Source organism: Ruegeria sp. H8 (assembly GCF_056532905.1).
Genome location: NZ_JBQFNY010000001.1, coordinates 334,073 through 351,995, shown reverse-complemented (window position 1 = coordinate 351,995; position 17,923 = coordinate 334,073). Strand labels below are relative to the sequence as shown.

Annotated in this window: 18 protein-coding genes; 9 read left to right on the top strand and 9 right to left on the bottom strand. The window is 58.0% G+C overall.

The genetic code is table 11. The features are described from left to right. Nucleotides 1-40: 40 nt before the first annotated feature. Nucleotides 41-424: a nuclear transport factor 2 family protein gene (locus ACR0A2_RS01630; RefSeq protein WP_224852866.1), complete on the bottom strand. Its 384-nt coding sequence runs from the start codon at nucleotides 422-424 to the stop codon at nucleotides 41-43. Between the two features lie 148 nt (nucleotides 425-572). Between ACR0A2_RS01630 and ACR0A2_RS01625 the strand changes: the two genes are divergently transcribed. From ACR0A2_RS01625 to ACR0A2_RS01610, 4 genes are all read left to right on the top strand, one after another. After that, entirely contained in the window at nucleotides 573-995 is a 423-nt protein-coding gene (locus tag ACR0A2_RS01625; protein ID WP_480833845.1) for a DUF2852 domain-containing protein, read from the top strand. A gap of 66 nt (nucleotides 996-1,061) precedes the next feature. Then, a complete protein-coding gene (locus ACR0A2_RS01620; RefSeq protein ID WP_171115477.1) occupies nucleotides 1,062-1,493 on the top strand; it encodes an RDD family protein in 432 nt (143 codons plus the stop codon). Between the two features lie 75 nt (nucleotides 1,494-1,568). Continuing rightward, entirely contained in the window at nucleotides 1,569-2,393 is an 825-nt protein-coding gene (locus tag ACR0A2_RS01615; RefSeq protein ID WP_152458263.1) for an arginyltransferase, read from the top strand. A gap of 7 nt (nucleotides 2,394-2,400) precedes the next feature. Further along, nucleotides 2,401-2,790 (top strand): VOC family protein, encoded by a 390-nt coding sequence (locus ACR0A2_RS01610; protein ID WP_480833844.1) that lies wholly within the window; start codon nucleotides 2,401-2,403, stop codon nucleotides 2,788-2,790. 133 nt (nucleotides 2,791-2,923) lie between these two features. Here the strand turns inward: ACR0A2_RS01610 and ACR0A2_RS01605 are convergent, their stop codons facing one another. The 3 genes from ACR0A2_RS01605 to ACR0A2_RS01595 form a co-directional block, all read right to left on the bottom strand. Beyond that, the gene (locus ACR0A2_RS01605; RefSeq protein ID WP_171231466.1) at nucleotides 2,924-5,278 is read right to left on the bottom strand and encodes a TRAP transporter large permease; all 2,355 of its coding nucleotides are present in this window, start codon (nucleotides 5,276-5,278) and stop codon (nucleotides 2,924-2,926) included. Nucleotides 5,279-5,295: 17 nt separating this feature from the next. After that, on the bottom strand, nucleotides 5,296-6,222 hold the full coding sequence (locus tag ACR0A2_RS01600) for a TRAP transporter small permease subunit (protein ID WP_171228130.1): 927 nt from the start codon (nucleotides 6,220-6,222) through the stop codon (nucleotides 5,296-5,298). A 120-nt stretch (nucleotides 6,223-6,342) separates the two neighbouring features. Continuing rightward, complete coding sequence (locus ACR0A2_RS01595; RefSeq protein ID WP_117868673.1) at nucleotides 6,343-7,425, bottom strand: TRAP transporter substrate-binding protein; 1,083 nt, start codon at nucleotides 7,423-7,425, stop codon at nucleotides 6,343-6,345. Nucleotides 7,426-7,670: 245 nt separating this feature from the next. Between ACR0A2_RS01595 and ACR0A2_RS01590 the strand changes: the two genes are divergently transcribed. Together ACR0A2_RS01590 and ACR0A2_RS01585 are read left to right on the top strand one after the other, a co-directional pair. After that, complete coding sequence (locus ACR0A2_RS01590) at nucleotides 7,671-9,104, top strand: cache domain-containing protein (RefSeq protein WP_152458267.1); 1,434 nt, start codon at nucleotides 7,671-7,673, stop codon at nucleotides 9,102-9,104. After that, nucleotides 9,101-9,748, top strand: coding sequence for a response regulator transcription factor (locus ACR0A2_RS01585; protein WP_171115467.1), 648 nt, complete (start codon nucleotides 9,101-9,103; stop codon nucleotides 9,746-9,748). Before ACR0A2_RS01590 ends, ACR0A2_RS01585 begins: the two co-directional genes overlap by 4 nt. A gap of 95 nt (nucleotides 9,749-9,843) precedes the next feature. On the opposite strand, the gene ACR0A2_RS01580 is transcribed toward ACR0A2_RS01585, so the two are convergent. Both ACR0A2_RS01580 and ACR0A2_RS01575 read right to left on the bottom strand, forming a co-directional pair. Then, entirely contained in the window at nucleotides 9,844-10,215 is a 372-nt protein-coding gene (locus ACR0A2_RS01580; RefSeq protein ID WP_171231464.1) for a bleomycin resistance protein, read from the bottom strand. Nucleotides 10,216-10,262: 47 nt separating this feature from the next. Next, nucleotides 10,263-11,108, bottom strand: a complete 846-nt coding sequence (locus ACR0A2_RS01575; RefSeq protein WP_480833843.1) for a HalD/BesD family halogenase — start codon at nucleotides 11,106-11,108, stop codon at nucleotides 10,263-10,265. A gap of 422 nt (nucleotides 11,109-11,530) precedes the next feature. Here ACR0A2_RS01575 and ACR0A2_RS01570 point away from each other — a divergent pair, with 422 nt between their 5' ends. From ACR0A2_RS01570 to ACR0A2_RS01560, 3 genes are all read left to right on the top strand, one after another. Beyond that, a complete protein-coding gene (locus ACR0A2_RS01570) occupies nucleotides 11,531-13,282 on the top strand; it encodes an acetolactate synthase 3 large subunit (RefSeq protein WP_152458271.1) in 1,752 nt (583 codons plus the stop codon). A 69-nt stretch (nucleotides 13,283-13,351) separates the two neighbouring features. Next, nucleotides 13,352-13,912 carry an acetolactate synthase small subunit gene (ilvN, locus tag ACR0A2_RS01565; protein WP_117868667.1) on the top strand — a complete coding sequence of 187 codons (561 nt, stop codon included), beginning with the start codon at nucleotides 13,352-13,354 and terminating at the stop codon, nucleotides 13,910-13,912. A 312-nt stretch (nucleotides 13,913-14,224) separates the two neighbouring features. Further along, nucleotides 14,225-14,944, top strand: coding sequence for a helix-turn-helix domain-containing protein (locus tag ACR0A2_RS01560; RefSeq protein WP_152458272.1), 720 nt, complete (start codon nucleotides 14,225-14,227; stop codon nucleotides 14,942-14,944). A 9-nt stretch (nucleotides 14,945-14,953) separates the two neighbouring features. On the opposite strand, the gene ACR0A2_RS01555 is transcribed toward ACR0A2_RS01560, so the two are convergent. The 3 genes from ACR0A2_RS01555 to ACR0A2_RS01545 all read right to left on the bottom strand — a co-directional run bounded on the left by ACR0A2_RS01555 (nucleotide 14,954) and on the right by ACR0A2_RS01545 (nucleotide 17,923). Next, on the bottom strand, nucleotides 14,954-15,739 hold the full coding sequence (locus ACR0A2_RS01555) for a DUF2189 domain-containing protein (protein ID WP_171231461.1): 786 nt from the start codon (nucleotides 15,737-15,739) through the stop codon (nucleotides 14,954-14,956). Nucleotides 15,740-15,765: 26 nt separating this feature from the next. Beyond that, entirely contained in the window at nucleotides 15,766-17,166 is a 1,401-nt protein-coding gene (locus ACR0A2_RS01550; RefSeq protein WP_480834452.1) for an amidase, read from the bottom strand. Nucleotides 17,167-17,269: 103 nt separating this feature from the next. Next, nucleotides 17,270-17,923, bottom strand: a complete 654-nt coding sequence (locus tag ACR0A2_RS01545; protein ID WP_480833842.1) for a M50 family metallopeptidase — start codon at nucleotides 17,921-17,923, stop codon at nucleotides 17,270-17,272.

Here is a 17,923-nt window from a genome sequence, read left to right as displayed (position 1 = left end):
CTGCGCATCGCGGCGCGTGATCGTCAATGGGGCATTCTGATCAGGTGTTCTGAACCGGCGTGTCCTGACTGAAACTGTTGACCCAAACGTCGTTTCTGCGTTCCCACAAAGAAGAAATCAGCATCGCCTCGCGCGTTGTCGCACCCGGGCGCAGGTAATCGGCCTTGTAGGACAGCAAGACGATATCCGGTGTCAGAACACGCAATCTCTCGTCGCTCAGTTCGAACTCGGCCATCGTCGGAGCATCTGCAAATTGGCCGACATGATCGTCACGATTGGCAAATCCCGTCGGATAGACCCCAAGAAAATCCGCGCTCAGCAACGCCCGGTCCGCGATAGCGTTGCCCTCGACCAGCGCCATCCAGACCTGCTTTTCCAAATTCAGAATCTCACTCAGCGCAGGTGCCGTTTTGTGTTCTGTCATATCCATTTCCGCAACCTGCGGCTGATGGCGCTCACCGTCAACCGAATTGCTGAATGTAAACCTTTTTTACATTGACCCCTTGCAACCCCCGCCCACGACCCCATCTAAGCAATGTGAAAAGAGTTTACATCAACCCTGGAGAGCTCAAATGACCGCATTGTCCGACCCCGCCGTCCCCGCGAATCCGGGATGGCTTTATCGAATCGAGGCCTGGCTGGATGACAAAGGCAAAGGGGCCTGGATCGCCTCCATGGTCCTTGGTTTCATCTTTTTCTGGCCGGTTGGCCTGGCCCTTCTGGCTTACATGATCTGGAGCAAACGCATGTTCAGCAAATCCTGCAGCCGCCGCAAATCCTGGCATAGCCACATGAGCGCGATGAAACCATCCGGCAACAGCGCATTTGACGCCTACAAGGCAGATACACTGGCCCGCCTTGAACGCGAACAGCAGGACTTCGAGGCGTTCCTGCGCCGCCTGCGCGATGCCAAGGACAAGGCCGAATTCGACGAGTTCATGGATGAACGCGCCCGCGAGAACCATGAAGACGACGGAAATGCCAAGCCTGCCTGATTGACCTTGCCCTGTCCCGGCATTCCGGGACAGGGTACCCTGACCCATTTTTTTCGGACCTGACGAATGAACCACCTGCCTGACCCGGATACCCAACCAGAATTCTACAACTCGGTGACAAGCAAACGCTTTGTCGCTTGGTTGTTTGATATCGCCTTCATCTCGCTGCTCTGCACGGTGGCGATCCTGTTGAGCGCAGGCCTCGGTCTGTTTTTTCTGGCAGTGATCTATGCCGTGATCAGCTTTGTCTATCGCGTAGTAACCATCACCAACGGCTCGGCTACACTGGGCATGCGGTTCATGGGAATCGAATTGCGCGACGCATTCGGAGAACGAATGGATATGGGCAAGGCCATCGCCCACACTGCCGGCTATTTCGTCAGCATGGCGTTTGCGGTGATTCAGATCATTTCGGTGATCATGATGTTGACCAGCGCCCGCGGCCAGGGTCTGACCGACAGTTTTCTGGGCACGGTCATGATCAATCGACGGGCCTGACACGCGGTTGCGCGAAACACTTGGCGGCCTCGGGAACGGTTGCTATCATCCCTCCCGAGGCTATCTGGGAACTTAATGCGACACACGCTGCCAATTGCGCCACAATTCTATGTCACGGCCCCGCAACCCTGCCCCTATCTCGATGGCAGGATGGAGCGTAAGCTGTTCACCGCGCTCCAGGGCGAAGGTGCGGAACAGTTGAACAATTCCCTGTCGCAGCAGGGGTTTCGTCGGTCGCAGAATGTACTCTACCGCCCTTCCTGCACAGATTGCGCGGCCTGCCTGTCCGCCCGGATCGACGTCTCGGCGTTCCGCCCCACAAAAAGCCAGAAACGCGCGGTGAAACGCAACGGATATCTGCAACGCCGCGCCACATCGCCCTGGGCCACGGACGAGCAGTATGAGCTGTTCCGCCGCTATCTTGACACCCGGCACGCCGATGGCGGCATGGCCGACATGGACGTGTTCGAATTTGCGGCAATGATCGAGGAAACCCCGATTCGAAGCCGCGTGGTGGAATATGCAGATCCTGAGACCGGCGACCTGATCGCCGTCAGCCTGACCGATGTGCTCGATGATGGGCTGAGCATGGTCTACTCTTTCTACGATCCGAACCAGCCTCAGAATTCTCTGGGCACCTACATGATCCTGGACCATATCGAGATCGCGCGCGAAGCTGGCCTGCCCTATATCTACCTGGGCTATTGGGTCCCCGGCAGCCCCAAGATGGGCTACAAGGCAAAATTCTCCGGGCTTGAGGCCTATGTTCAGGGCGAATGGCAAAAGATCACAGATCCGGATACCTTCTGCTCTTCCTCACGGCACCCCCTGTCCACCGCTCCGATTGCCGAGCAAGTGGCCAATATCCAGCTTCCCGACCGCCACCCCACCAAGGGCTGACCATCCGATGAAACAGAACCTGCACGCCGTCACCCTAGTGGTGCCGGATTACGATGACGCACTTGCGTTTTACACGGAAAGACTTGGCTTCCAGCTTTTGAAGGACATCGATCTCGGGGGCGGAAAACGCTGGTTCCTGATCACACCGCCGGGTTCTGACGGCGGCGGCCTTCTTCTGGCCAAAGCCGACGGGCCCGAACAACGCGCCGCCATCGGCAACCAGACCGGCGGCCGTGTGGGCTTTCTCCTTCAAACCGATGATTTCCAACGCGACTACATACAGATGCGTGCCAACGGAGTCCATTTCGAAGAAACTCCCCGCTTTGAATCCTATGGCACAGTCGCCGTCTGGCGCGATCCTTACGGCAACCGCTGGGATCTGATCCAATTCACCTGATCCGCTTCTTCATCTGGCCGAAAATATCCCGGGGATGAATTGGCCGCAGGGCAAGAAGGGGCTGGCCCCTTCCCTGCAACAAAAAAGAAAAAGGGGGCCTTCGGGCCCCCTTTTTGCATTTTGATGATCCGGATCAGTTCGGGATCAGGTCCGGTACGATCGTGACAATCGCCGGGAAGAACCACAGAATTGCGATCCCTACCACCTGGATCAGAACAAACGGAATGATCCCGCGATAGATATGGCCCGTCGTCACTTCCTTCGGCGCAACCCCTCGCAAGTAGAACAACGCGAACCCGAACGGTGGTGTCAGGAAGGATGTTTGCAGGTTCACCGCCACCATGATCGTCACCCATTTCGGGTCGAACGACCCGCCATAGATCACCGGCCCCACAATGGGGATCACGATGTAGATGATCTCGAGGAAATCCAGCACGAAGCCCAGAATGAACAACACCAGCATCACGATCAGGAAGACCGTGAACTCGTTGTCAAAACTCTTCAGGAATTGCTGGATATAGTGCTCCCCTCCGAACGAGATCACCACCAGGTTCAGCAATTGCGATCCGATCAGGATGGTAAACACCATCGAGGTCACCTTGGCCGTCTCGCGCACCACCGGGGTCAGAACTCCGCTGGAATACAGCACCCAGCACCCGAACAGCAGCCCGAACAATGCGTACAGATAGGCCGCATACGCGATGATGAAGGCGATCCAGGTCTCCAACGTCACATTGCCCTGATTGACCCGCAGGTCGAAGTTCACCCCCATCAGCAAGGCGATGATCACGGCAAAGGTCGACCAGATGATCACCTTGCCCGATCGCCCCTGATCCTGAAGCTTGCGATAGGCCGCCAGCATGATCGCGCCGCCCGCACCCAGCGCGGCCGCCGGCGTCGGGTTGGTCACTCCCCCCAGGATCGACCCCAGAACAGCGATGATCAGAACCAGTGGCGGGAAAACCACGCGGATCAGGTCATTGGTCGCACATCGCGCCGCGGCTTCCTTACAACCATACATGGCCAGCGCAAATGGCAACGCGAGCAACAGGAACGTCGCCCCAGAAGATGTCGTGGGCGAAATCAGCAAAATATCGACCAACACCATAAGCAGCAGACCAATCGCACCAACGATAAGCGGCTGTGGCGCACGCGAGGGGGCGATGCCACGACCCAGCACCAGAGTGAGGCCCAACAGCACGACGGTGATCGCGACACCCGTGCCAATTGGTGCGGCTGATGCAATCATTTCCTGTTGTGCGGCGGCCAGTTCTTCTTCGGTCAGGCGCTGAGACTCAGCTGCACCGCCAGCGGCGTCGATGGCTTCCTGCTCGGCGACGGCCTGATCCCAGGCGGCCTGACCATGCAGATCGATCATCGATACCTTGCATTCTTCCGACACGTTGGTACGCAACGATGCGCCCTGTCCGATGTCCGAGAAAGCCGAGACCGAAATGTTCTGGCTGCCGATCAGGCCGACATTGCCCAGCAACACGGTGCCGACGATCAGCGCAACCGGTGCGCCCAGCAGCCAAGTCAAACCTTCGGACCGGGTGATCGGCTCACCCGACCCGCCTGAAAGCGCCACGGCAGGTGCCTTATGGGGATTCAGCAATGCATAACCAAAGGCATACAACGCATAAAGCAGGGCCAGAAGGATCCCCGGCAAAAGAGCCGCCTGGAACAAGGTTCCGACCGAGACAACTGCCGGCTCTCCCAAATAGGTCAGCGCATCGGTACATCCCGCCTCAACTGCCCGCGTCTCCTGCGCTGTCGAGTACAAATCGCCCGCCAATGTGCCAAGCAGAACGATCACGATCGAGGGCGGAATAATCTGCCCCAGCGTACCCGAGGCCGCGATCACACCCGTTGCGAGTTCCGGCGAGTAATTGTTCCGCAACATGGTTGGCAGCGCCAGCAGGCCCATGGTCACCACGGTCGCGCCAACGATGCCGGTAGAGGCCGCAAGAAATGCCCCCACAACCACGATGGACACGGCCAGACCACCCGGCAGCGGTCCAAAGACGCGCGCCATCGTCGTCAGCAGGTCGTTCGCGATTTTCGAGCGTTCCAGCGTGATCCCCATCAGAACGAACATCAGCACGGCCAGCAATGTTTCGATGGACTGACCGGCCAGAACACGTTCGTTCATGCGATTGACGATGAACGACACGTTGCGGTCCAGCGCGGTTTCCCAACCTTGCACAAAAACCGGCTCGGCGATCCTCGGTAACTCCGGGTATCGGAACACGGAAATAACATCCGCTTTGACCCCGGAATTCACGAGATCCCGATAGGCTTGTGAGCCTGTGTCGATTGCCTGGTGGACCAACAGCCCTGCGCTGTCCAGTGCGGCAATGATCCCGAAGGAAATCACCCCGGCGCCACCGATGGCAAAGGCCACCGGGAAGCCGGAAAGGATGCCCCCAAAGAGGCAGAAGAATACGATAATGAGGCCTATCTCGACGCCATCAAGTCCGAATAGCATTGTTTTGGTCTCCGTCCTTAATGCGCGCCTTCATAGGCTTCTTCGCCCTCACCAAGGCTGTCCTTGTCGAGGTATTTTCCAGTGCTTTCCGGCCCTTCCACATACTCAAGATACGAGCGGTACAGGAATGCGATTGCGTGCAAGAACACCATCGCGGCAAAAGCCACCAGCAAGATCTTGAACAGGAAGTATCCGTTGAACCCGTTTGGGCTGAACCCGATGGTTTCCACGTTCCAGCGCAGGGCGCGGGACTTGGCCACCAGCCGGTCCAGCGTGTCACTGGCCGAAGGCTTCGGCACGATCAGGTGCCGCCACATGAAGTACCAGCCATACATCCAGGTCAGCACCGCCATGGGCATCATGAACAAAACCGCACCGCACATATCAACCACCCGTTTGGCACGGTGGCTGATGCCGGCATAGATGAGGTCAACGCGCACATGCCCACCCTGCACGAATGTGTAGGTACAGCACAGGCACACGACCATCGCATTATACAGCTTCAGTTCTTCCGCGAACCAACTGATATCCATCTGGAAAGGGATACCCAAACCAAAAGACATATCGGGTCTGGTAAAGACCCGCTGCATGAAAACGATCACGATCTGCTGGATCACCATCAAAAGACCCGCCCAGGCAAAGAAGCGCCCGGTGGTATTGGCGAACCCCTCAAGGCCCCGCACGATGGCCCACATGAAGTTCCGGTAGTACAGCCCGATGGCCGTCAGAACCAGAAAGAACGTGAACACCACAAAGAAGAACTCGACCGAACCGCCGTAATAGACAAAGCGCATGATCGACGCCTTGTCGGACCAGTCCAGCCAGAGTTGCGGATGCGTGATGGCGTATCCGAAATTATAGAAGGCTTCGGCAATGTTCTGAATGAACCAGACCAGTCCATTCCACAGGGCGCCGAAGAACGAGATACCGTTTTCGTCCTGCATGTTGTCCCCAGGTCGTCTCAGTTGTGCATGGGATTATTGTTGCTTGCCCAAACCCCTTAGCGCAACGGGAAGGGCTCCCCCGCGACGCGGGGGAACCGGTTTTTCTTGGATCAGAATGGCTTAGCCGCGAACACGGTCGCGCTGAGCGGTGTAAACACCCGATGACAGGTTGTTCCAAGCAGACGATGCTGCCATCGACGTCATCGCGCTGTCGTGGATCTTCTTGAACAGCTCATCGCCCATGTTCTCGTCCAGAACTTCCTGGCTGGCCTGACCAAACGCGTCCCAGACACTGTCCGGGAATTCCAGAACCTTGACGCCGCCCGCCTGCAGGCGCTGCAGCGCTGCGCCGTTGTTGGCCAGGAACTGTGCCAGGTTCCACTGGTGCGCTTCGGCAGCAGCGATCTCGATGATCTTCTGCTGTGCCGGGGTCAGTTCATTGAACACGTCGCGGTTGGTTGCCAGCGACAGACCTGCGCCCGGCTCGTGGAAGCCCGCAGTGTAGTAGGTCTTGGTGATTTCCTGGAAGCCGGCCTTTTCGTCGGCCCATGGACCGATCCACTCGGTACCGTCGATCGCGCCGGACGACAGCGCCTGATACACTTCCGACCCCGGAATGTTTTGGACCGATGCGCCCAGTTTACCCAGCGCCTTGCCGCCCAGACCCGGCATACGGAACTTCAGACCGTTGAAGTCTTCGGGGCTGTTGATCTCTTTCGAGTACCAGCCACCCGCCTGCGCACCGGTGTTGCCGGCCAGGAAGGACTTCAGGCCAAAGATTTCGCCCAGCTCGTCATGCAGCTCCATACCGCCGTCATGATAGTACCAATTCACCAGTTCCTGTGCAGTCATGCCGAAAGGAACGGCTGTGAAGAACGCATAACCCGGGTGCTGGCCCACAAAGTAATAGTCAGCGGCATGATACATGTCCGCCTGACCCGACGACACCGCGTCAAATACTTCGAAGGCGCCAACCAGTTCGCCTGCCGCCTTGATTTCAACATTCAGGCTGCCATCCGACATGGCGTTGATGCTGTCGGCACAACGCTGCGCGCTGTCAAACACGCCCGCCAGACCACGACCCCACGAGGTCACCATGGTCAGGGTACGCTGGCCCTGAGCATAAGCCGGTGCCGCCAATGCTGTCGCTGCAGCTGCCGAACCGCCCAGCGCGGATTTTTTCAGAAATGAACGACGATCCATATGAGTGTTCCTCCCCTTCATAGTCACGGCCCGGCAGAACCGGACCTGTCGCATTCAGTGCGCGTCAGCCTAATGTGACCGAACTGAAAGGGAATACCTACTACTGCGTAGAGAATCGGATTCTTTGCGATTTCCGGCAAGAAATCAGACCGCAAAGCACGTCTTCCCCGACGATAATCTCTGTATTCCCCGAACAAAGCCCAATCTTTTTGCATTTTCGCCGCCGCTTGCGTATCGATTCGTCCATGCAAAGACTCCGACATCTGGTCTCGCTGACCTATGCGCAGAAATTGTCACTGGTTGCCGCAATCCCGCTCGTCGTGGCCGTGGCGGCAATTGCCGTGCTTGTGGCGTACGAGGCGCGCGCGACCGCCGAGCGTGAGATCGAAGCGCTGGAACGCAGCCTGGTCGAAGCCAAGAAGGAGGAGTTGCGCAACTACGTAACGCAGGCGCGCAACGGGTTCGCCTACATCTATGGCCGGGCCGAGCCTGATGACGAGGTCGCGAAAAACCTAGTGTCCCAAATCCTGTCGGCAATGATCTATGGCCAGGATGGGTTCTTCTTTGTCTACGATTATGACGGCAACAACCTGGTCAGCCCCCGCCAGACGCAGTTCATCAACCGAAACTGGGAAGGGCTGACGGACAGCGACGGCACTCCGATCGTTGACGAGTTCATCCGCCTCGCCCGCCAGGGGGCTGGTTGGCACAGCTTCATGTGGCAAAAGCCCTCGACTGGAGAGGAAGCACAGATGATCGCCTATGTCGTCGGGCTTCAGGACTGGCGCTGGGTCGTGGGAACAGGAGTCTTCATCGACGACATCGTTGCAACGGTCGCCAACGCCAGGGCCGAGGTCGAGGCCCGCGTTCAGCGCACCTTCATGTATATCGGCGCGATCGTTGTGGCGGCGGTGCTCATCGTCTTTGCATCCGGCATGTTGCTGAACATCCGCGAGCGCAGACTTGCGGACGCCAAGCTGAAGGAACTGACCCAGCGCGTCTTCGATGCCCAGGAAGAGGAACGAGGCCGCGTTGCCCGCGAACTGCATGACGGCATCAGCCAGATTCTGGTCGGTGTACGCTATGCGCTGGACAACGCGCGGCGCCGCCTGTCCCGCGGCGATGACGCGGGCGCACGCGATCCGCTGGACAAAGGGATTGACCATCTTGGCACCGCCATCACCGAGGTCCGCCGCATCAGTCGCGACCTGCGCCCCGGCGTGCTGGACGATCTGGGCCTTGGGCCAGCGCTGAAAGCTCTGACCGACGATTTCCGGGACCGCACCGGGATCGAGACGGAATTCTCGACCGTGGTGTTCCGCAACCGGCTGGATCAGGACAGCAAGATTGCCCTGTATCGCATCGCGCAAGAGGCGCTGACCAATATCGAGCGCCACTCTGGCGCCACGCATGTTACGATAGACCTGCGCGGGCACAAGAAAGGTGCAACCATGCGGATCACCGACAATGGCCGGGGCATGCGGACCGATCCCAGCACCCCCAGCACCGGGATCGGGTTGCGCAACATGCAAGAGCGCATCGAACAGCTTGACGGGTCCCTGCGCATTCTGTCATCACGCGGACCGCGCGGCGGCACTGTCATCGAAGTCAGCCTGCCGCTGAGCCACCTTCTGCCGCCGCAGGAAGACGCAACTCCGAACCGAAAGGCCGGCACATGAGCGCCGAAAGCATCCGAGTTCTTATCGTCGACGACCATCCAATGGTGGCCGAGGGCATCCAGTCCATCCTTGAAAGCTATGATGAGATCCAAGTTGTCGGTACGCTTGGCAGTGGACAGGCGGCAGTGGATCAGGCTGTTGACCTTGCCCCGGATGTGATCCTGATGGATCTGAACATGCCCGGCCTCGGCGGTCTCAGCGCCACGGAAATCATCCTGGAACGATTGCCGGAAACGCGCATCCTGATCCTGTCGATGCATGACAGCCCGGAATATATCTCGACCGCGCTCAGCCACGGTGCCAAAGGTTACGTGCTCAAGGATGTGCCCACGGAAGAGATCAAGCAGGCCATTGATGCGGTGATGCGGGGTGAACAGTATCTGTGCACCGGCGCCAGCGGATCGCTCAAGCCCAAGGGCAACAACGTGCGCGAAGCGCTGACCGGACGTGAACAGACCATTCTGCTTGAACTGGCGCAGGGCAAATCCAACAAAGAAGTTGCGCAAACGCTGGATATTTCCGTGCGGACGGTCGAAACGCACCGCAAGAATATCAAACGCAAACTCGGCATATCCTCAACCGCCGGGCTGACACGCTACGCTTTGGAACATGGCGTGCTGCAGGGGACTGGCGTCGGTTTCTGATCTGCACGCGCCCGCAGCGCGCAGCGCTGCCCGGCCCAACCAGAGGATACGCGCCGCAAGCGTATTGAAGATGGGCGGGAGCGGTACCCGCCGGGTCAAAGACCTTCTCCGAAAAAAACCAATGTCCCGTCTTCGTCCAGAACGTGGAATTCACGCTGATTATAGGGCTGATTGAACGGCGGCCTGACACGGCCTTCGGGCAGATCGGCCAATCGGTCGCTCAGGCTGTCATAAAGCCCATCAATGTCTTCAACATCGATATAGAAGGAGTGTTCTTCACCCAATGGCTTGCCGTCATCCCGGGGTGGGCACTCCAAAAGGCGGATCGCAACAGGACCACGTTTCAAAAAGGCATAATTGTCTTGCATGAACCCACAGGTGAACCCAAGGCGATCACAATAGAAGTCGATCTGGTCCTTCAGGGACGAGCACAACACAAATGGTGTAAGCTGCAAAATCTTGGGCATCTGACTCTCCGGACAGGAAACAGATGCATTGTACCGAGGTTGAACACTCAATCCAGCAATTGATCCTTTCGCAGCCCCGCGCGCTTGTAGTGATGCGGCAAAACGCGGCCATACAACTGCTGCGTCCGTTCCACACCGCCACACATGCCTTCAGCCTCGACAAAGGAAAAGATGCCGACATAACGACGGCGCTTGCCTCTGACCGGAGCGACCCGGTGCAGTGAATACCGGCCCTTGAAAATCTGTAAATCCCCCGGCCGCAGCTCCAGCCGGCGAACCCGCCCCATGTTCCCATCGAGAACCGAGGCCACCAGATCAAAGTTTTCATTTTCCGCCGTCCGCAGGTTGGGCACATACTCGAACGCGCCGCCCGTCTCTCCGTTCTGGATGGCCAGCGTCACGGTGTAGTTGTTGGTGTCGAAATGCCAGGGAAAGCCCTGCCCTTCTTCCACGACATTGATGATCACGTCCGCCAATGGATCATTGTAGCGAAAAAAGCGGTCTTCGGGTTCATTCAGGGCATCGCGGACAAAGGGAAGAAAGCCGTCGAACTCGTAAATGCGCCGCAGCGGGCCGGATTTTGAAAGATTGTCGGCCGGAACAAAGGCATTCGAACGATCATAGAACCGGCGGATCGGATGGGCGATGCCAAACCTTGGGTCGTCCTTCGTGAAATAGGCGTTGGTTCTGTTGAAGGACCGGTGCGCCTTGGGCGCTACCCCCTCGGCTTCTTGCACCAGAAGCTTGACCCCTGCTTCGTGCACGAAACCCGGCAGAACAGCACATCCATCCTGTTCCAACTCGCGTCTCAAATCCTCGATCAGCCGGTCATAAGCCGGTGAATCCGGACGATCGATTGGATAGCGGCCAAGATCAACCAGGTCCTGCAACATTTCAAGCCTCCGGGTTTTGCCCCCTGCACGTTCAGCGTGGCGCAGAAAAAAGTAATGATCATGCCCGTTTCGGACATCGGCCTGACGCTTTCAGACCGCCTTATTCGCACACAAAACGGCCAGCTCACCCGCCGAATTCCCGGAAATTCCCGACATGCGGCACTCTGCGCAATAAAATGTCGCAAAATACCGCCGCTGAGATAGAAAATTGGTGCAATTGCCTGTTGACGCCCCTTCCCCCCGACCATAATGTCGCCTCCAAGCAAAAAGGAGCCTCTGGCGATGAGAACGCTAGTCGTAATCGTAGGAACCACGCGCATGGGCCGGTAACGGTAAACCATAATCGAACCCATGCGCCTCCGAAAAATCGGGGGCTTTTTTTTGTCGAACGCAAGACACATGTCGCGAACGGAGCAAAGCAGATGACACGTGAGATGACCGGCGCAAAGATGGTGGTTCAGGCCCTCAAGGATCAGGGCGTGGACACGGTATTCGGATACCCCGGTGGCGCCGTGCTACCGATCTATGATGAGATCTTTCTGCAAAACGACATTCGCCACATTCTGGTGCGTCACGAACAGGGCGCGATCCACGCGGCCGAAGGCTATGCCCGATCGACGGGAAAACCGGGCGTCGCGCTTGTCACGTCAGGCCCCGGTGCCACCAATGCTGTCACCGGTCTGACCGATGCGTTGCTGGATTCGATCCCGATCGTTGTTCTGACCGGGCAAGTCCCGACCTTCATGATCGGATCGGATGCGTTTCAGGAGGCCGACACCGTAGGCATCACCCGCCCCTGCACCAAGCATAACTGGCTGGTGAAGGACACGGACTCGCTGGCTGAAACCCTGCACGAGGCATTCCATGTCGCCACCTCGGGCCGCCCCGGCCCGGTGCTGATCGACATCCCGAAGGATGTGCAGTTCGCGTCGGGCGAATATGCCAGCCCGAAACCTTCGACCTCGCATTACCAACCCGCGATGAAAGGAGATCTGGAAGAGATCACCGAACTGGTTGCCGCGATGGAAACCGCAAAGAAACCGATCTTCTATACCGGCGGTGGCGTTATCAATTCCGGCCCCGCGGCCAGCCAGTTGCTGCGTGAACTGGTGGATGCAACGGGCTTTCCGATCACCTCAACCCTGATGGGACTTGGCGCCTATCCTGCCTCGGGCGAAAATTGGTTGGGAATGCTCGGCATGCACGGCCTTTATGAGGCCAATATGGCGATGCATGATTGCGATCTGATGATCAATATCGGTGCGCGGTTCGATGACCGGATCACCGGGCGTATCGATGCGTTTTCGCCGAACTCGAAAAAAGCGCATATCGACATCGACCCGTCCTCGATCAACAAGGTCATACGGGTCGACATCCCGATTGTCGGCGACGTGGCGCATGTGCTCGAGGATATTCTGAAGATCTGGAAGTCGCGCGGCCGCAAGACGGACGCCGCGAATGTCAAACAATGGCAGAACCAGATCGCCGAGTGGCGCAAGATCAACTGCCTGGCCTTCACCAACAGCGAAAAGTCGATCAAACCGCAATACGCGCTGCAACGCCTTGAAGAACTGACAAAAAAGCATGATCGCTACATCACCACCGAGGTGGGTCAGCACCAGATGTGGGCGGCGCAGTACCTTGGGTTCGAAGACCCCAACCGCTGGATGACATCGGGTGGTCTGGGCACGATGGGTTATGGGTTCCCCGCCTCGATCGGCGTGCAGATGGCGCATCCGGATGCTCTGGTGATCAACGTCGCCGGCGAGGCCAGCTGGCTGATGAACATGCAGGAAATGGGCACCGCCGTTCAGTACCGCCTGCCGGTGAAACAGTTCATCCTGAACAACGAACGTTTGGGCATGGTCCGCCAGTGGCAGGAGCTGCTGCATGGCGAGCGCTATTCACATTCCTGGTCCGAGGCCCTGCCCGATTTCGTGAAACTGGCTGAGGCCTTTGGCGCCAAAGGTATCCTGTGTTCCGACCCCGCCGATCTGGATGACGCGATCATGGAGATGATCAATTACGACGGTCCGGTGATCTTTGACTGTCTGGTCGAAAAGCACGAGAACTGCTTCCCCATGATCCCGTCGGGCAAGGCCCATAACGAGATGCTGCTGGGTGAGGCCGAGACGCAGGGCGTGATCGACTCCAAAGGTTCGGTTCTGGTTTAACGAAATTCGACGGATTTGGTTGAGTGCCGCGCTGTACCCAACCTGTCAAGGATGATGAAAGGGACGTAAATGTCTGCCCTACATATCAAAAAAGGCTCTACCCGCCATTCGGCCTATAACCTACGGCCCACCTTCTCGGACGTTCAGGAACGCCATACCATCGCGGTTCTGGTCGAAAACGAGCCCGGAGTGCTGGCCCGTGTCATCGGCCTTTTCTCGGGTCGTGGTTACAACATCGAAAGCCTTACGGTGGCCGAGGTTGATCATACCGGCCACCTGAGCCGCATCACCATCGTCACCACCGGCACGCCCCAAGTCATCGAACAGATCAAGGCGCAGCTTGGCAGGATTGTCTCGGTGCGTGATGTGCATGATCTGACGGTCGAGGGCGCCTCGGTCGAGCGTGAACTGGCGATCATCAAGGTTGTCGGCGAAGGCGATAAACGGGTCGAAGCCCTGCGACTGGCCGATATCTTCCGCGCCAATGTTGTCGACAGCACACTCAATTCCTTCATCTTCGAAATCACCGGTGCGCCCGACAAGATCGACGCATTTGCCGACCTGATGCGCCCGCTGGGCCTGATGGAAATCGCGCGTACTGGCGTGGCGGCCCTGCTGCGCGGCGATTGATCGAACTGTCCCGCCTTGGCACTTGTCTTGCAGCCAAGGCGGGAACACTTTTTAGGGTGGCTGGTCCTTTCAAATTCAACTCTTGCGATCTGAATGCGCTATAATTGCCATAAGGTCGGCTTTTCCCGAAAAAGATCAGGCATTTTCAGATAAAGCCTATTGCCTTTACACATGAGGGCGTTAGCCTCGAAGCCGCAACGCGACGTGGGGATACGTTGCTTGGGGTCATTCTGTACGATTTAAAAATGCACTGGGCTTCGGCTTCAGTGCGACGATGGTTTCTTTCAGAAACTAAGCAAGACGTGGGCACCCATGACTGACGATATTCGTAGTCCGGCCGAGATTCGCGCAATGTTTGGTGCGAACCTTCGGCAATTGGCAAAGCGATATCGCTCGATCTCGGCGCTGTGCCGACAACTTGGCGTAAACCGTACCCAGTTTAACAGATATCTTTCCGGTGAAAGCGTACCCAGACCGGATGTGCTGGACCGTATATGCAGGTTTTTTGATGTCGATGCCCGCATTCTTCTGAAACCGCTGGACGAGATCGAAAAGATCGAAGAACACCCCGCAACTCCGGCCCTGACAGAGTTTCTGGGCTCGGGGGCGGATGCGATCGAGAAATCCCCGTTTTCACCCGGGTTCTACGCGGTGATCGAAAGCCTGTCGGCTGAACACCGGATGACCCTGCTGCACGCCCGCCCCTTGGCCCAATGTACGTTGATACGTGGTTACGTGTCGCGTGCGGCAATGCCCGAGGCACCCCCAAAGGCGCGGGAAATACAGGGGATAGCAGCCTCAAGCGGTGACACTGTCTATATGCTCACCTCCCAGCGGGAAGGTCAGAACAGCCGGGTCTATCTGATCTCTCCGGACCCCACGGGAACGGCAGTTCATTGGCGTGGGTCGGTCATCAGCCCGACAAATGCGACAACGCCCGAACCCGTTGTGCTAAAATACCTTGGGCACGACTCGACGGCCATTTTTGCTGCTGCGCGATTGTCGACGAACAATGTGGCTCAGAACCTGTAACCTACCGTCTCAGGTTGGTGTTTCCTCTTCATCATTCTGCGTGATCTGCCGGTACAGATGCCAACTGGCATGTCCCAGCAAAGGCAGTACCACCAGCAGCCCCAGAAACCAGGGCACCATCGCCAGAAATGTCAGCACCGCGATGAAGGCACCCCAGGCCAGCATCACCGGAAAGTTCTCTGACACGTAAGTAAAACTGGTGATCATGGCCGTTACGAAATCCAGCTCGCGGTCCAGCAGCAGAGGGATCGACAGAACGGTGATCATGTACAGAACGGTTGCAAAAACCGCCCCGACGGCCGTGCCAACGGCCAGCATTGTCAGGCCATTCAATGTCAGAAACACCTCAAGCGAGGTCGACACGTTGGTCATCGTCGCCAACCCCATGAACAGGGCAAAAATCATGTGACCCAGAAAAAACCAGAAAAGAAACACGACAACTATGATCGCGCAGATCGAGGGCAATTGTCGGCGGCTTTGCTGCATCACGACCCCGAAGATCGCGCCAAAGTCGAGCGGCTCGCCTTGTTCCAGCCTGTGCGACACCTCGTACAGACCAACAGCGGCAAACGGGCCGATCAGCGGAAACCCGATGGCCGCCAGCACCAGCCAAAAGGTTGTTCCGGTCTGAATTGTCACCCATGCCATCGCCCACCCGGACAGTACGTAAAACCCCGCAAAAATAAGGCCGAACAGCGGTGCGCGGCGAAAGTCGGCCCCGGCGCGCTGCAATGCAGTCCGCAGCATGGCAGTATCGACCGGTCGCATATCCGGAACACCAAAGGGTTTGTCCATGTTGTCTTCCTCCTCCCTGACCGGCGTTATTGCATCGCCGGCCTCTTGTTCGGCCAATTGGTTTCGGCGTGGTAAGCCGCACCGACTGACAATAGTTTCCGATCCGATCCTCTGGGCCCGAACAATTGAAACCCCATCGGCAGCCCCTGCGTGCCAAACCCCGCGGGCGCAGCAAGACATGGCAGGCCGATCAGGCTGACCGGTATCGTGACATGCATCCATCGGTGATAGGTATCCATGGCCCGGCCCGCTATCTCTGTCGGGTAAGGCAAATCAACCGAAAACGGCCAGACCTGAGCAGACGGCAGAACCAACGCGTCAAACTGTTCGAACAGGTTCGCCGCGCAACGGAACCATTCCGAGCGGATGACACTGGCGTGGTGCACCTCCATTGCATTCATTGCCAAACCCCGATCCAGTTCCCATTGTGCCGAGTCTTTCAAATCTTCCTTTTGCGACACCAAGGGTTCCAGCCCGGCGGCCACGCTGAACGACCGCAGGGTGATCCAGCTGGTCCAGAGTTTTTCGGCATCGAAAGGCGGGGCGACGTCCTCAACCCGCGCGCCACGTGTTTCGAACACGTCCATCGCGTCTTTACAGATGTCAAGAATACCGGGCTCGGTCGGAAAAGCGCCGCCCCAGTCGCCAAGCCACCCGATCCGCAGCCCTTGCAGATCTGTGGCGGTCACCGGCGACACCGGCGCACTTTCAACGGCCAGCGGCAAGCGCGGGTCCGGACCCGAGATGACATCAAGCAGAACACCCAGATCTACGGGGCAGCGCGCCATGGGGCCCAGTGTCGACAACTGGTGCAAAAAGCTGTCCCCTACGGGATCGGAAGGCACCCTGCCCCAGCTTGGCCGAAAGCCATAAACGTTGTTCCAGGCGGCAGGGTTGCGCAAGCTGCCCATCATGTCCGAGCCATCGGCCAGCGCAACCATGCCCGTCGCCAAAGCAACCGCCGCCCCGCCGGATGAGCCACCGCAGGTACGATTGGCATCATAAGGGTTGCGCGTTGCCCCATAGACCGGATTGAACGTGTGCGATCCCAGCCCAAATTCCGGCGTATTGGTTTTGCCGATCAGGATGGCACCGGCTTGCCGCATCCGGGCGGCGATCAGATCGTCGCTGGCTGGCACGTGGTCTTGAAAAACAGGTGATCCTTGCGACGAGGCGACACCCGCCACATTCACAAGATCCTTGACTGCGATTGGAAGACCGTGCAGCGGGCCGGTGATCGGGCCGTCGTCACAGGCCTTCGCCTCAGCCATCAAACCATCTGAATCCCTCAGCGCCACGATGGCATTCACCTCACCATTGACCTTGGCGATGCGATCCAGCGTGGCCTGCATCACGTCCGAGGCTGAAACCTGCCGGTTGGCCAACTGTTTCAAAAGGTGTGTTGCCGATATCCGGGTCAGGTCCATGACACGCCAATCCATTGTCGTTTCCGGCAGCCTAGCGGGCAGCTCGGATCATTTAAACCCACTGTTTAAATGTATCTTTTCAGCGTCGTCGCAGACGGCAATGTCAGCGCGCTGATCTGCGAAATTGCAGGTTGCTGTCAGCCCCAAGCCAGTAGCGCAGGCAAAGAACGATCACGATGCAGCTGAGCACCAGCCAGATCCCGCCCCACAACATGGCAGAGCCACCGAATTCCTCGGCCAGCATGAATGCATCCGAACGCGCGCCAGACCGTCGGATCGTGTCATCGAAGATGTCGAAAGGGACATAGATCATACTAGTCAATCCGATCACACGCAGCACCAGATCGCTTGCATCGGGGCGCAGATACCACGCCGCAGCAATCATCGCAGCCCCGGTTCCGATGCTGAAAACAAGGGCAAACGGGTCGCGGATATACAGCACCGCCACCAGACACATGACACCGCCAAAACCAGCCAGAACGGCGCGGTCGGCCCGTGATCGCAAGGCAAGGATCAAAAGGGCCATGCCCAGCGCCAGTGAACCAAGATACCCGGCAGACAGGCTGAGAAAGCGATTGCCTCCCCGGCCGACGACAACGCCGCCCTGTTGTGGTGAGATCGAAAAGCTCTCGACCGAGCCGCCCGTCATCAGGATCGTCGCCGCATGAGACAACTCATGCAGAAAGACGACCAGTATCTTCAGCGGAACCGCGACCGGTGTATTCCAGAGCAGAAACACCAGGGTCGTGATCAGCAT